We start from the raw sequence: 14,898 nt of genomic DNA, 5'->3' as shown, positions 1-14,898 counted from the left end.
AGTTCCTCCTTAGCCGAAATGGACCCCTGCTTGTAAAATACAATTGGCGTATGCCGTCGCTTCGCCTGTACGGATAACAACTTTGGCGTTCCGCGTCAGTGCCTTGAATTGCTCGTGTGTGTATTGTTCGATCTCACAGGCTGCAAATGTCTGCTGAATATAATCGGATTGTAGCGGATTCTCTGCTCTCATTTCTTCAGCAATCATTACTTTCTCGATGACCATGTCTTCCGCTATCAGATTGATAACCGTCTGAAAGCTCGGCATACCATAGGTTAATGCCAAATCAATCTTGAGCACACCTGCTGGAATCGGAAGCCCTAGGTCTGCAACGACAATCTGGTCCGTATGTCCAAGATCGGAGAGAACTTTAGAGATATGACTGTTAAGCATACCGTGCTTTTTCATATTAGAGGCTCGCCTCCACATCGGTTCTTTTCGGCATCCCACCTTGTGCACCAAACTTTGTCACGGATAAAGAAGCCGCTCGATTGGCAAATTGAATACTATCATAGAGCGATTTGCCTTCCGCCCTAGCTACCGCAAATGCACCATTGAACGTATCTCCAGCACCTGTTGTATCTACCGCCTCTACTATATAAGAAGGAACAAGCACTTCCTGTTCACCGTCAAAATAACGAACCCCCTGCTTGCCCTCGGTAATCAACAGTTTGTTCGGATATTTACGCAGAGCCTCTGACGTACTCAGGCCTCCGAACATTAGAGCCGCTTCATGTTCATTTGGTGTAATGTACGTAGCTTGTTCAATCACAGATGCTTCTAAATCTCTAGCCGGGGCCGGATTAAGTAATAAGGGAATCTGGTGCGTCGCACAGAACTCACTGACAAAGGCAACCGTCTCCACTGGAATCTCCTGCTGGATCAACACCATATCTGCGGTATGAAGAACGGACGCACAGCTCTCTACATATTCTGGCGTGACCAGATCATTAGCCCCTTTAACGACAATGATGCTATTGTCCCCTTCAGCTAGAACGATATGGGCCGTGCCACTCTCCCTATGTGTAACCGGTTCCACATTGTCTATAAACACATCATTTTCTTTTAAATTGTGCAAAATCACTTCACCAAATGAATCCTTGCCTACGCATCCAATCATGGTTACTTCCGCGCCAAGCCGGGCGGCCGCGACCGCCTGATTCGCTCCCTTTCCACCAGGAACGGTCTTGAAACTGTCACCAAGTACAGTCTCTCCGGCTCCTGGACGTCTAGAGGATGTAACGACCAAATCCATTGAACAGCTTCCAATCACACATAACTTAGCCATGCTAATCCACCTTCCTAGTCGTGCCCCGTTCCATAAAGCTAACAGGCAATTGTATTTTATGTTGTGCTACTAGATTATTTTCTATGAACTGAATTAATAGCTCTGCTGCTTCCCGTCCCATTTCGTAAGCGGGCTGCCGAATCGTCGATAGAGGGGGATAGACCAGGCTGCTAAGCGGAATATCATCGAAGCCGATAATCTGCACATCTTCGGGAATTCGCTTGTTAAGTCGGAGGGCTTCATGCAGTAGTGCAGCCCCTGCAATGTCATTGCTTGCAATAATGCCATCCGTCTGAGGGAACTTCTCGAACAGTTCCTTAGCTCCTTGCACGGCTTCGTTATAGGAGAAAGAAGCATTCTGCATGATATCAACAGTCACGCCTGGAGCAGATTCAAGTACTTCCATGGCTCCTAGGAAACGATCCTGCGCGGGTCTAACCTGTTGTGGTCCCCGCTGAATTACAATCCCCCTGCTTCCACGCCTCACCATTTCTTGCGCAGCGATGCGTCCACCCTCTCTCCCATCCGCAAAGACGGAAGGTTTGTCATCGGACGTTCTATCTAGAAATACAACAGGTATCTTCAGCTTGCTATAAGAGACTGCATTCGGATCATTAGTGGAAGAGATGACGCCAACCACATTATTTTGTACGAATGTCTGGATATAGTCTCGTTCTTTATGTTCATCTTCATCACTATTTCCAAAAATCAAACGATAGTTGCTCTCTTGCATCCGGTCCTCTACGCCGCGAGCCAGCTCTGGGAAATAGGGATTCGTAATGTCGGGCAACAGCAGTCCGATTAATTTGGATTTTCGCTTAAACAAAGATCGCGCCACTTCATTGGGCGTATAATGTAAATGCTGAATAGCTTGATTCACTTTGGCTCGGGTATCTTCGTGCACATACCCTGTCTCATTCAACACTCTAGAGACGGTTGCAACGGATACACCTGCTTGTTTGGCAACTTCTTTTATCGTGGCCATGCTCTCTTCACCTCAAATGTGTAACCGGTTACCTATTCAAATTATCACATCTTATTTTTTTTGGCAACCCTTACAAAAAGGAAATTATACACATCCCATTCGTTACGGCTGTAGACAAAAAAATCTACAAAAAAACAAGCCTTGCAGCTTGCCCCATGTCTCATTTGTTGTAGATATATAATTTCCCATTCGGAGGTCTGATGAATCGATCCCCCTGATATCCTCGGCTGAACAATTCGCGTGTCAAAGACTTCATAATGCCTCCGTGACTTACTACGAGAACGTTCAAACCCCTATAATCCTCTTCAATTTGGCTGATTATAGCCGCCGCCCTAGCTTCTGTCTCTCCTCGGCCCTCAGGTTGAGAGGGATGCGAATAATACCAAGCTATCCGTGCTGCAACAAGCCAAAGACTATAAGGAAGGCGCAGCTTGGCGGGCCCCACTCCCTTCATGTCTACTTCTCGCAGACGTTCGGTCTGTTCAATCGAACCTGTGTGGAAAAACGTAGCTGTCTTAGCTGCGCGATATAAATCGCTCGATAGGCACACATCCCACTTTATGTGGTCATAGGCCGTATAGCTGGATGTATCAATCTCAGCCTGATTATAACCTTCCACCCAATGATCGAACTGCTTTCCGGTCATCCATGCCCCGGTAGGTGGATGGAGTACTTTGAAATGTCGGACTAATCCAATGCTCATCTTCAGGTTGTCCTCTCTTTCTTTGTGAACAGACTTATATGTATCTACTATGGGAATCATTTTTATCCACGGTGTATGTATCATCCTCCGTAAGAAGCCGCTCCGTTGAACTATCCCCTTTGATTTCAAGGTAATAAGTGTATTCTTGTTTGTTAGCTATTTGAGTTAAGATTCAACATACTAAGTTGGCAATACCATTGCTTAAGCTCTTCCTTGATTCATATAAAGTGCTTCTCTCTGCATCTTCAGCATGTTCTCCATTAAATTCTCATAACTTGGCACAAGCATGAGCTTACCGACCTGTTCCAGGTCCACCCATGAAATTTCCACAATCTCATCGGGATGAAGAATCTGCTGCTGACCACCGACAATCTCCGCTCGAAACGTAATGAACAGAACATGGGCTTGTCTTGACTCAATTCTGCATTCATGTACTGCAACGACACCATGAACTGTAACATCCAGACCCGTTTCTTCCTTAGCCTCTCTGATGGCTGCTGCCGCTAATGATTTATTTTTTGCATGAGTCACTCCCCTTTTGATTCTATAAGCTTCTTCAATTGTCGATTTCTATAGATTAAAAAATTTTTCATGTACCTCTGAAGAACTGCCTTTTCGGCTATTTTTCCTACAATTCCAAAAGGAGCTTCTAAATACAGCGTATCTGTCATTAGCGTGTAGTCCTCTCTTTGTACGAATTCGTGCACATGCCGAAGGCTCTTGAAAGCTCCCTTTTGCATTGTATCCACGAATAATCTAGGAGCATCGTATTCCGTTATCTTAGAAGTAAGCCGCTGCCTAATCCCAAAATGGGTAGCTTCAAAAGTAACGGTCTCCCCCATCCCAATAGGGCCTTGCATTACACGTTTCATGGGTATGTGCCCACACGGTTCTTGTATGCAGCTCAATATCTCTAGCAAGATCAAACACTATCTCTATTGGGGACTTAACCCTGATTTCAGTCTTTACAATTACCATAGTTGCGCCCCCTTAGTGTCAGCCAAAAGGAGAACTGAGAACTAAATACTATTACACCACTATTATACAGGACAACAAGCCTCTGCATAATGCAAAGGCTAGACAATCTCTCAGAAAATAGATAGCTAGTATGAAAGAAATTATTTAGATAATCTTGCATAAAGTTGCTTGGCTTCTTCCAAAGTCTCGACGGGAGCCGCAAGAATAAGGGGTGGACTAGATGGGTTATATGAGGTGTGCGTGAGCTTCATGTACAGGTCTTTATCATGAATCTGAAGAGCGAAAGCCTGCGAAATCTCGTCATAAAAAATAGGGCCAACCACCCGGCGATTAGCTCCTTCATAAGAGATGAGTAATGAGCCCGGCGAGAGCAGCACAGTTGAATAGACCTCATTACCTAAAGTCATCGTTCCTTGAAAAGAATGTTTCTTTTTATCATAGGTACCGATGAGCATAGTTTTACTAGAGAAACTCTGATCGGGGCTATACATATAGGCCGATTTCTGTACGTCAATCTTGTCTTTTGAAGGCCAAAATACATATGCAATAATTCCTACGATGAGTAGTATACTAGCGGATAAAATAAGCTTTTTCGTGACAATAACCTCCATAGCATCCATTATCCATCCTTACTTACGAGGGTCGGTTCAACACTGTTTCATAGAACTCTGTATACGTAGTAACAAGAAATTGTAGAACATCAAGACTACCTTGCACTGTCTCTCTTTCCAAGGCATGATCTGCCCCCTCTATTGCAATCACCCTTCGTTCTGCACTTGGAATGATAGCATCCACACTTACCGATTCAAACTCTGGATCTTGTGTACCATATATGATCATTCCTTTAGCATCATTAATATAAGGAAGGGTTGCATGTAGCGGTGTAAGATAGATGTTGTGAATCGTCATTTGTATCCGGCATTCTATTTCTCCTGCTATTAGGGTTCCAAGGCTTTTACTCACAAAAATAAGGTTGTTATATGCCTCAGCAACAGCTTGTATAGCCTCCATGCATTCCTCTATAACATCTGGTAAATCTTTGAGGTCCAGTTCAACTCTTGCCACTTGATACCCATACTCTAATTTTAGCACATCCATTCCCTGTTGCCTTGCCGCGACACCCGCATAGTACAGAGGAGACCTATCACATGAGAAATATTTGCCTGGGAACAATACCACTAGACTTTTTGACTCTCCATCTAATTGATATAGCTTCTGTCTGATCTCAGTGCCCCACTTCGAGGATAGAGTAATATCTCTAATTTTCATCTTTGAACCTCCTCCCACTTATTAAATTTATAATTTTTTGTTTTATGCTCTGGGTTGATGCCATTATTTTTATTCTGCATTCTTTTTAGTAACTCATATTCATCTTAATCGCGCTCAGTAAAAAAAAGAAGACCCTCTCCAACAGATGAATAGCTCCTCCTGTTCGGTTGTTTCAACCTCTAGAAGGGGGATAATTACATATAAAGCGAATTTAAATTAGACTATAAGATGTGAAAACAATTTATAAGCCTAGTCGTTACATACCTAAACCTTCAAATAAGTATAAATAGAGGAGTTAGACAACCATGACTAAAGTACTTGTAGTGGATGATGAAGCAAGCATTGCTAGTGCTGTAGCTTACGCGTTACGCAGAGAAGGATATACGGTCGAGACTGCTGGAGATGGAGAGGAAGCGCTGAAGCATGTAGAGACGTTTGATCCCGATGTGATGGTACTCGATGTAATGATGCCCCGGCAAAATGGATACGATGTCTGCCGCACATTAGCTGATCGTCAGCGGCCCGCCATTCTTCTATTGACCGTGAAGAACGATATCGTTGACAAGGTGCTGGGACTGGAACTCGGAGCTGATGATTACATGACCAAACCTTTTGACATACGTGAACTTATGGCAAGAGTAAAGGCACTAGCACGAAGAGCAAGCACCGAAGTTATCCCTCTCTCGTCTAGCGAGCATGACATCATCCATCTAGCGGGTCTTACCGTAGAGATGTTCAGTCGCTCCGCTTATATAGGCAATCAATCTCTTGATTTGACACCCAAAGAATTTGATCTACTCGCATTATTAACACGTAATCCAGAGCGAGTGTACTCTCGTGAGGCATTACTGTCCCAAGTGTGGGATATGGATTTTGCTGGCGGCACACGTACGGTAGATATTCATATTCAGAGACTACGGAAAAAGCTGGATACATTACAAGGTTTAATTCAGACGGTATACGGTATAGGGTATAAGAGTACAGGGAAATTTTAAGATGAAGCATCCTATTCGAATCGGTCTCAAAGGAAAAGTAGCTATCCTACTTGCGCTTCTACTCGCGTCTGTTCTTGCTGTACTCAGTTTTTTAGTTCTGACCGGAATCAAGGAAGATCAGCGATCACGTCTAGAGCAATCCTTTGCCCAGCAGACAGAATCTGCAAATCTTAAAGTAAGACAAGAATTTCTGACTGGAACCAAAATCCCTGTCGCTACCTTTATGGAACGCAGCGGACAGCGACTGGCGGTTGATCTAGGAGCGGAGGATGGGATGGCCGTTACGCTCTATAAAGCGGATGGAGGTTTTGCAGGCAGCTCACTACCGGCTGAATCAAAGTTGGATGCGAGAGATGCATTGGCCTATACCGCAAAGGGTCAATCTGCCTATATTACGGAGGGAGATCGAGTCTTATACCTGGCTCCGCTGTATATTGATGGTACACGTGCAGGAACAGTTCAGTTTCATTCCTCACTTGCGGAACAACATGCTTTTTATAATCATATCCAATCTCTATTCTTAGGTACGGGTGTATCCGTGCTGATTATCGGTTTTCTTATCGGATACGTCTATGTATGGCGGCAAGTGAACGTCATTTCGAAGCTGAATGCGGCTACGCAGCAAATCGGTAGAGGACAATATCTAGACGCTGCTCTTGTTCGTCGAACGGATGAGCTTGGGCAATTATCCGATGGCATTTACGATATGAGCAACCGCATTTCTTCCTCTGTAACCCAGTTAACTGAAGAGAAATTGAAACTGATGGAAGCTATTACCCGTCTGCAAGAGCTGGAACAACAGCAAAAACAATTCATTGGTAACATCAGTCATGAGCTAAAAACACCGCTCACGTCCATTCTTGCCTATGCCGACTTGTTGCATATGTATCAAGATGACCCTCTTCTGCTAGAAGAAGCACGCACGCGCATTGGTATGGAAGCGGAGCGACTCTATGCTCTCATTGAGAAAGCTTTACAATTATCTGCTATGGACATTTATGATTTCGAGACTCACGCCGAGTCTATGGAGATTCAATCTGTTATGGAGGAAGCTGTGCACCGTCTAGCTGTCAAAGCACAACAAAGCGATGTGACTTTAGCAATCCATACGAATGCAGGAACCGTTTGGGCAGATCCAGAGAACGTCATGCATATCTTGATTAATTTATTAGATAATGCAGTCAAATATAACAAGCCCGGGGGTACGGTAACGCTCTCTAATTACATTGCCAATGATGAGACAACCGCCCTACCAGCCTGGATGGTTGTTGAGATCGCCGACACAGGCATCGGTATTCCACCAGAAGCGATTCATAGAATCTTTGATCCTTTCTATACCGTCAGTGGAGATCGGTCCCGAGCCTATGGGGGAACAGGACTTGGCCTCTCTCTAGTACGTAGTCTAGCTGAGAAACAAAGAGGTTCGATCCACCTTGCAGATTCCGGTCCGAATGGATCTACCTTTCTTTTACGGCTCCCCCTCCAGAATCCGGATAGTAGACCTTGATGATTGTTTACAAGTTGGATACAAGATGGAGATCGTTTTGAAATATTCACAATCTATACTGAGTGTACACCAAAGGATTTCAAACCAGATAAATTAGGAGAATCTGCATGTACAAAATGAGTCGTAGGTTTGGCGCACTAACTTTTTCGCTGTCATTAGTTACTGTCCTTTCAGGGTGTCAGTCAGGCCCGGATAAGATTACTTTGGTGAATCCTCCCCCTAACCAGACTCCCCCAAGTTCGGTAACTACTTCGAAGCCTTCCTCTGCTACAGGAGACCGTAAGCTTACGGTGGTGGATGGAGCAGCCCAAAGTGTCACGCCCGAGGCGATTGTCGATCGCATCCATCGGCTGGAGGAAGCACACATTGAGAAATGGCTATCCGATGATGAAATTCAAGTCGAGATCGTGAAGCAAATCAAGCCGGCAACTGCAACAGTGGAGGCCAAGTATACTTATACTTCTGCCGTAGTCGAACTAGCTCAGGATCAGGTGCAGAATATTGCGGATTCTAAGAAGGGAAATAATCAAGTTACCCTACATGAACAACCATCCCCAGATGGCAAACTTGTATTCATCCAGAAATGGAAAGATAAATACTCCGCTTCCAACTTCATTAGAGATGTGCAATCAGGGACGCTTACCCCAGTTCCTGGGGATAATTATATGGAAGTCGGCGAGTGGCTGGACAACAAGACGTATGTACTTGCAGCAGGTTCTACATCGGGGAGAGGCGAAATTCGGCGGATTTCAGCAGATGGTTCGTATACCATGCTGGAATTAAATGATGCGGATACGGAGGTGTTGAATCATATTGGGACGAGTGGAGGCCGAATCTATTATACGGATAATTATCATCAGTTAAAAGCTTTTGAGCCGGACCACAGTACACCAATTTTGATTGCCAAAAATATCGGCGATTTTCAAATTTCACCGGATGGACAATGGATAGCTGTAGCAACTTTTATGGCTAATGATAAGGGCAATACACAAATCTTAATTTATACCCCTTCCGGACAGATACAGGGCTCCATGATTGGCAAAGGAGATATGATGCTCTATCTAGCTTGGTCTCCGAACTCTCAAAAGCTAGCTTTTGCCCTCTATAGTGAAGAGAAGAGTGGAATGAATGGACTCTATATCTACGATTCGGGTACAGGCAGCGTCTCGCCCCTTGGCCCTACGTATTATCCAGTCTATCCGCTGAATTGGAGTCCCTCCGGTAGACGGCTTGGGGTAACGATGCAAAATGAGAACAGCGGAATTGTAACTCAAATCCTGGATTTTAAATAAGAATGGAGCGATAACTATGAAAAAGACAATCGTATCAATGATGGTATTAGGCATGACTGTAACTGGTGTGGGCGGCGTATATGCAGGAACGAATTTACAGAAAATATCGGCGTATTTGAATCATAATATAGGTATTCAGGTGAACGGGGCAGCTTACTCTCCAACCGATGGAAAAGGAAACAAACTCGCGCCTATTACCTATAATGACACGACCTACCTGCCCGTGCGTGCAGTAGCTGATGCACTAAAAGTTCCCGTTTCTTATGATGCTATCCATCACCAAGTGAACATTGGTAGCGGCTCATCTACTACGGTATCCAAAATAACCTATAGCACTGCTCAATTGGCTGCCATTCATAAAGAATTTGCCAAGTTCAAATCATTTGAGACCGCGTATGCTCCTCAGCTCATGGTAACAGGCGACGCTTATCAAAAAGCTGGAGCCTCTGATGACGGCGTATATCTCCTATTCAAGCATATGCGTGTCGGCATTTCGCCAAGGGATTATTCAGGTGGATATGCTAGCCAATCCGTCAAGCTGTCCAACGGCATTCAGGCCAAGTGGTATACACCGGATAAGACTCCCATGCTTGGTTTTAAGCTTAATGACCGTTACGTGACCATCAGCTCAGAGGATCATACGTTAAGCAAAGCTCAAATCCAACAAGTGGCTGCAAGCGTAGCAAAACTGAAGTAAAATCATGACTCTTACATCATAAAAACTGTCTTCTCGTCAGTAAAAGGAGCTGCCTCTGGTAGCTCCTTTTTCAATTGCTATAGCAAGATTAGTACATGCGCATGATCAAAAGCAGATACAACTAATGGTCAATCAGAGTACCACATTAACAAGCCAGAGAAATCGGCGTCTAATTGAATAATCTATGGGTGTATCTTAAGCTTTTTGCTTAAAAGCTTTTACCGATGTCTAAGGGTTGAGGCTTCTTCTGCATTCTAATGATGAGAAGCTGTCCTGCAATTGCAAACATAATTAGACTCGCCGCACCAAAGGAGAGCTTCGACGGGGACAAGCCCAAAGCTAATACAGCCCCACCGAGCGTTGAACCTAAGGCACTACCCAAGTAATTAAACGAACTATTCAGTGCCACAACCGAAGCCCCAGCTTGGGGTTTTAATTGTAAAAGGATGTGCTGCTGAGGAGCTTGGGAAGCCCAGCCCGAGGCACCCCATAACAGAAATGGGATAAAGGTAATAAGAGGCGTTCCAAAAGCCATGGGCAGAGCTAGCATCGCTAGGAATAAAATACATAATATACCTAATAAAATTTTTCTCGGCTGGCCGATTCGATCCATTAAGGGGCCGATAGCAAAACTACCTACAGCTCCACCTATGCCCCAAGCCCATAAATAACTAGAGACCGAGACATTATTTCCACCTAGACTCTGCAGTATAGAGGCAACATACGTATACAGTCCGAGACTTGCAATACTTATGACTAGTGTAACCCCTACGGTAGCTGCGACCGGACCACTTTTTAACATCTCCAATCGCTGACGTAAGGATGGAGGGGCCGTAGCTGGAACATTGGGAAACCCTATTATGATCGCTAACAAAGCTATAACCCCCAGCATCGTTACCATCCAAATTACGCCCTGCCATTCAACATACTTAGCGACAAGAAGCCCTATAGGGACTCCAATAACCGTCCCCATGCTCATTCCCCCAAGTAGAAAACCTAACGCGAAACCGCGTTTTTCCTTAGGTACGAGCCCAGCAGCCGCAGCAGATGCTAAAGGGGAGAACAATCCTGCACCGATACCTGCACATGCCCGAGCCAGAAGAAATAGCGAAAAACTTGGGGCCATCGCACTTGCTCCATTCGCTGCAGCAAAAATAATCAGAGCCCAAAGCAGCATTTGCCGAACAGGCCGACCCGCAAGCACGGTTGCAAATATAGGTGCCGCTAGAGCGTAACACAATGTAAATACGCTCACAGCCATGCCCATTTGTGCATCGGCTCGGCCATAAGAGGCGCCCATGAACGGGAGCAGACCCGCTACAACGTAGGCATCTAATCCTAACGAGAACATGCCTAGAGTAAGTACCCATATTTTCCGCATGCCCTCACTCCTTTTGATCTGAAGTGGTATACCCCATTCTGAGATGCTTCTCCTTCAATTATAGTTGCGTTAGATCGGCCGAATCCAATTCATATCTTCAATAAGCAACTGCGTTATGCCTGAATTTGGTCTAGCATGATTACATATAAAATGGCTCTACAGCTTTCTACTGCATACTTTCTGCCCGCCATAGTTAATTTCTATATAAGTAACCATCTTTCAAATGAATATAAAACAAGACACCCCCTAAGGATGTCTTGTTAAATAACCTCTCTATACTTTGTTATCGACTGAATTAACGCTAACGAGGAATAACCATGGTTCCTTGTCGCTTTCTTTGCGAAAGCCCCATCACAAAATGTATGCTTCTCTCTATACAATAAGCCGCTAATATTAGCAAAAATACCATATTGTTGTACCCATACCTGGAGAAAGCTACGAACGGAATATACACCACCGTAAAATAAGCAAGGACATACAACATGGGGAGCATCCGAGTGAACGAATTTTTAAATAGAGCCCAGATTAAGCCCAAAGTGCTTAAGATGATAATGAGCGCTTGCATAATGACCATTGCTGCTTTGCTAATAGGCCAGATGGGACGCCAGTAGTAAGGATCTAAGTAGAGATCCTCAAATTTCTCTATCGTATAGCCCTTTAAGTATTTCCAAGGCTCGTAAGTGAACCCATATTTGATAATATCCATGCCTTTGGTGACGGCCGTATCATCGGACCCCTCAAAGATCGTCTTAGGCGTATACTGCGGATAAGCTTGAAAAAATCCAGAAGAAGGCAGTTCCCAATTCATTCGTGTACCGAGTAAGAACGGACTACCTGCGGAACTTGTGAACAGAATAAATCGATCAAATACCATTACGTTGCGAATCCACCAAGGGGCCAGCAGGATTAAGAATACGGTAACCATGAGAGCAGAAAGTTGAATCATAATCTTTATAGAGAAACGATGTCTCCACCAGAGAAGGATAAGGACCAAAGGCACCAAAGCCAACTGTGGTTTAAAATAAACCCCAACAGCCGTAAGAATAGCAATCATCAGGTACCACGTCCATCTGCGGGACTCAATGGCCTGTATAATGCACACCACCATCAGCAAAATCAGAATACGACAGATCGATTCCGATAAAATCATCGCAGATGAAAAATAATCCGGCACATACAAAGCACTAAGCACACATGCAATCATGGCAACCTTTTCATTAAATACATACCGAGCAATCCAAAATATTAGATAAATAGATAGTGCCTGTAACAGGCACTGGAACAAGCGAAATGCAATTACACCGCCCTCATCACCAAAAAGTGCAATGAATCCCGCCAATAACACAGGAAAACCTGGCATGACAAACGCACTCGGTCCCACCCCGCTGTTGTACGCAAGCGTTCCTTGCGTTAGCAATAACTTTGCGCTCTGAATGTACTTCACATCATCGTTATCAGGATGGCTCATACTTCCTAGCAAAAAATAATTATGCCCCCACAGCACTGTAAAACTAGACATAGCTAGAATGAAAAACGCAATTCCAGCAAGCCATACCCTTTGCTTAATCGTCGTGTCTTTCACTAAAAACATGGTCTCATTCCTTTTTTGGCTATACGCCTCTAATGTTTCTTATATTATAAACAACGCAAATACCCTATTAGTAACATTTTGCTTATAACTAGGTTCTAAATTTGTAAACAGTTTGGTGCAGTTAGAACCTTAATGCGGGTCTTAATATTAAAACTATTGTTTATTTAGAATTAATTGGTCCATTCTATAGTAAATTTATATGTATTGACAAAAAACGGACACCCGAAGGAGTCCGTTTTTTGTTAAGCATTTTTTAAGTTCATTACGTTGGATGTTTTCCATGCTTACAAGCATAAGCATTATCTCTACATTAATTTTGTTCACCACTACTTTTTATCTAAAAGCTTAGCCTTTATTAAAAAACGCTGTACATGTAATCATGATCCCTTTTGTAAAAGCAACCAGTCTTAACAGCTATGGCTTTTGAACGACATCTTCAACCGATGTATATATCGCAATCTGCTGCTCCTTACATGCTTCTTCGAACCAGCCCTCAGGAAGCTTGTTCGTAATCACTCCTGTTGCCCGGTGCAGCGGGATAATCGTGAACAGAGCGCTTTTCTCTAGCTTGCTTTGATCGAATACGCCATATACTTCGCTCGAACGTTCAATCAGAAGTTGTGCAATGCGAGCTTCCAGCTCAGAATGCATCGTAAATCCGTGACCTAGAGAAACACCATCTACTCCAAGAAACATCTTAGTAACATTGATTTTCTCAATGACACTTTCGGCAAGTGGACCGCTAAGCTCATAGCTCTTAGCACGCATAATGCCGCCAATAACAACCACTTGAATACCCTCTGCATCTGCCAGCTCAGAAGCAATGTTCACTGCATTGGTAACAATCGTAATATTACGATGCTTCTTCAAAGCTCTCGCAATAAAAAACGTTGTTGTTCCCCCAGTTAGGCATACAATATCGCCTTCCCTCACCAGCTTCGCCGCTACTTCGGCGATTCTTTCTTTGTCTTGCCGCTGAAAAAAACGCTTATCCGCGAAAGGCAATTCGGATACCGATTGCATAAGTGCCCCTTCGTAGATGGCCCCTCCAATGGTACGAATGATGTGCCCTGACTTTTCTAAAACATCTAGATCACGTCTTGCCGTAGCTTCCGAACAGCCTATAGCTTCAACTAATTCTTGAATTGATATTTTTCCGTACAATTTAATGAGTTCTAGAGCTTTTACTCTGCGTAGCTCGCTCTTTGAATATTCCATAACTCTCTCCTTTGATGACAGCCCATCAACATTCTAATCCTAATATTGGAGGATTGAAGGCTAATTTGCAAGTGGACTGAAGTCCATGTCATCATCTGAGATCGCCGGCTTTTCCAATACATCCGCATAGTTCCATTTTCTCCATCACAAGTTGCTTCACAGCTTCTTTAGCAGGAACCATATACTTACGAGGATCACTCTCTTCCCTATTAGCGGCGAATACATCTTTAATGGCATTCGAGAACGCAATCCGAAGTTCTGTAGCAACGTTCATCTTAGACATCCCTAGCGCTACAGCCTTCTTCACTTGCTCAGCTGGAATTCCCGATCCGCCATGAAGAACCAATGGAACATCAACCAGCTCAGCAATTTTTGCAATGCGATTAAAGTCGATGTTGGGCTCTCCTTTATAAATACCATGTGCCGTCCCAATAGCTGGGGCTAATGTATGCACCCCTGTACGTTCAATAAATAACCGGCAATCATCGGGATCAGCAAGCAGCGCTTCATGTTCAGCCACGACGATATCATCCTCAACGCCACCCACTTTACCAAGTTCGGCTTCCACATTGACACCTGCAGCAAGAGCTATTTCCATAACTTTAAGTGTGCGTTCTACATTCTCTTCAAATGCAAACATAGAAGCGTCGATCATAACTGATGTATACCCTGCACGAATACACTGAACAATCGTTGAGAAATCTGTACAATGGTCCAAATGCAAGGCGATAGGTAATCCCGTACGATCAGCAGCTACCTTAGCTGCTTCCGCGATATAATCAGGACCTAAGTGTCTAACCGTTCCAACGGTTGATTGAATAATGAGTGGGGAATCCGTTTGGACTGCTGCCTCAACAACAGCTTGAAGCATTTCTAATGTGTGAACGTTAAAAGCACCTACAGCGTATTTATTTTTACGAGCAATTTGCAGCATTTCAGTGGATGAGATAAGTGTCATGATACATTCCTCCTACTTAAGTTTTGCTATATAGAT

Annotated in this window: 16 protein-coding genes; 4 read left to right on the top strand and 12 right to left on the bottom strand. The window is 44.0% G+C overall.

What is annotated here, in order from left to right; genetic code table 11:
• Positions 1-9 precede the first annotated feature (9 nt).
• The 8 genes from rbsD to J2Z69_RS12285 form a co-directional block, all read right to left on the bottom strand.
• Positions 10-408, bottom strand: a complete 399-nt coding sequence (gene rbsD / locus J2Z69_RS12320) for a D-ribose pyranase (RefSeq protein ID WP_209862915.1) — start codon at positions 406-408, stop codon at positions 10-12.
• A gap of 1 nt (position 409) precedes the next feature.
• A complete protein-coding gene (gene rbsK, locus J2Z69_RS12315; protein ID WP_209862912.1) occupies positions 410-1,288 on the bottom strand; it encodes a ribokinase in 879 nt (292 codons plus the stop codon).
• Position 1,289: 1 nt separating this feature from the next.
• Positions 1,290-2,273 (bottom strand): LacI family DNA-binding transcriptional regulator, encoded by a 984-nt coding sequence (locus J2Z69_RS12310; protein WP_209862910.1) that lies wholly within the window; start codon positions 2,271-2,273, stop codon positions 1,290-1,292.
• Between the two features lie 160 nt (positions 2,274-2,433).
• The gene (locus tag J2Z69_RS12305) at positions 2,434-2,976 is read right to left on the bottom strand and encodes a histidine phosphatase family protein (protein WP_209862907.1); all 543 of its coding nucleotides are present in this window, start codon (positions 2,974-2,976) and stop codon (positions 2,434-2,436) included.
• A gap of 201 nt (positions 2,977-3,177) precedes the next feature.
• Positions 3,178-3,507, bottom strand: coding sequence for an NUDIX hydrolase (locus J2Z69_RS12300; RefSeq protein ID WP_209862904.1), 330 nt, complete (start codon positions 3,505-3,507; stop codon positions 3,178-3,180).
• Complete coding sequence (locus J2Z69_RS12295) at positions 3,504-3,848, bottom strand: SRPBCC family protein (RefSeq protein ID WP_342591588.1); 345 nt, start codon at positions 3,846-3,848, stop codon at positions 3,504-3,506. The genes J2Z69_RS12300 and J2Z69_RS12295 overlap by 4 nt, the downstream gene beginning before the upstream one ends.
• 246 nt (positions 3,849-4,094) lie before the next feature.
• A complete protein-coding gene (locus J2Z69_RS12290) occupies positions 4,095-4,574 on the bottom strand; it encodes a hypothetical protein (RefSeq protein ID WP_209862901.1) in 480 nt (159 codons plus the stop codon).
• A 13-nt stretch (positions 4,575-4,587) separates the two neighbouring features.
• Positions 4,588-5,223, bottom strand: a complete 636-nt coding sequence (locus J2Z69_RS12285; RefSeq protein WP_209862898.1) for an alpha/beta hydrolase — start codon at positions 5,221-5,223, stop codon at positions 4,588-4,590.
• 305 nt (positions 5,224-5,528) lie between these two features.
• Here J2Z69_RS12285 and J2Z69_RS12280 point away from each other — a divergent pair, with 305 nt between their 5' ends.
• The 4 genes from J2Z69_RS12280 to J2Z69_RS12265 all read left to right on the top strand — a co-directional run bounded on the left by J2Z69_RS12280 (position 5,529) and on the right by J2Z69_RS12265 (position 9,714).
• Positions 5,529-6,218 (top strand): response regulator transcription factor, encoded by a 690-nt coding sequence (locus J2Z69_RS12280; RefSeq protein ID WP_209862895.1) that lies wholly within the window; start codon positions 5,529-5,531, stop codon positions 6,216-6,218.
• A 1-nt stretch (position 6,219) separates the two neighbouring features.
• Positions 6,220-7,725 (top strand): sensor histidine kinase, encoded by a 1,506-nt coding sequence (locus tag J2Z69_RS12275; protein WP_209862893.1) that lies wholly within the window; start codon positions 6,220-6,222, stop codon positions 7,723-7,725.
• A gap of 107 nt (positions 7,726-7,832) precedes the next feature.
• Positions 7,833-9,017, top strand: coding sequence for a WD40 repeat domain-containing protein (locus tag J2Z69_RS12270; protein ID WP_209862890.1), 1,185 nt, complete (start codon positions 7,833-7,835; stop codon positions 9,015-9,017).
• Between the two features lie 16 nt (positions 9,018-9,033).
• Complete coding sequence (locus J2Z69_RS12265; protein WP_209862887.1) at positions 9,034-9,714, top strand: stalk domain-containing protein; 681 nt, start codon at positions 9,034-9,036, stop codon at positions 9,712-9,714.
• A 208-nt stretch (positions 9,715-9,922) separates the two neighbouring features.
• On the opposite strand, the gene J2Z69_RS12260 is transcribed toward J2Z69_RS12265, so the two are convergent.
• The 4 genes from J2Z69_RS12260 to fba all read right to left on the bottom strand — a co-directional run bounded on the left by J2Z69_RS12260 (position 9,923) and on the right by fba (position 14,862).
• Positions 9,923-11,095, bottom strand: a complete 1,173-nt coding sequence (locus J2Z69_RS12260) for an MFS transporter (protein WP_209862884.1) — start codon at positions 11,093-11,095, stop codon at positions 9,923-9,925.
• A gap of 301 nt (positions 11,096-11,396) precedes the next feature.
• The gene (locus tag J2Z69_RS12255) at positions 11,397-12,686 is read right to left on the bottom strand and encodes a glycosyltransferase family 39 protein (protein WP_209862881.1); all 1,290 of its coding nucleotides are present in this window, start codon (positions 12,684-12,686) and stop codon (positions 11,397-11,399) included.
• Positions 12,687-13,100: 414 nt separating this feature from the next.
• Positions 13,101-13,904: a DeoR/GlpR family DNA-binding transcription regulator gene (locus tag J2Z69_RS12250; protein ID WP_209862878.1), complete on the bottom strand. Its 804-nt coding sequence runs from the start codon at positions 13,902-13,904 to the stop codon at positions 13,101-13,103.
• A 91-nt stretch (positions 13,905-13,995) separates the two neighbouring features.
• Positions 13,996-14,862, bottom strand: coding sequence for a class II fructose-1,6-bisphosphate aldolase (gene fba, locus J2Z69_RS12245; RefSeq protein WP_209862875.1), 867 nt, complete (start codon positions 14,860-14,862; stop codon positions 13,996-13,998).
• Between the last annotated feature and the right edge of the window lie 36 nt (positions 14,863-14,898).

Origin of the sequence: Paenibacillus shirakamiensis (genome assembly GCF_017874255.1) — a bacterium.
In the GTDB taxonomy this organism is placed as follows: domain Bacteria; phylum Bacillota; class Bacilli; order Paenibacillales; family Paenibacillaceae; genus Fontibacillus; species Fontibacillus shirakamiensis.
The sequence above is the reverse complement of the archived record's forward strand: the minus strand, read 5'-3'. Positions and strand labels throughout refer to the sequence as shown.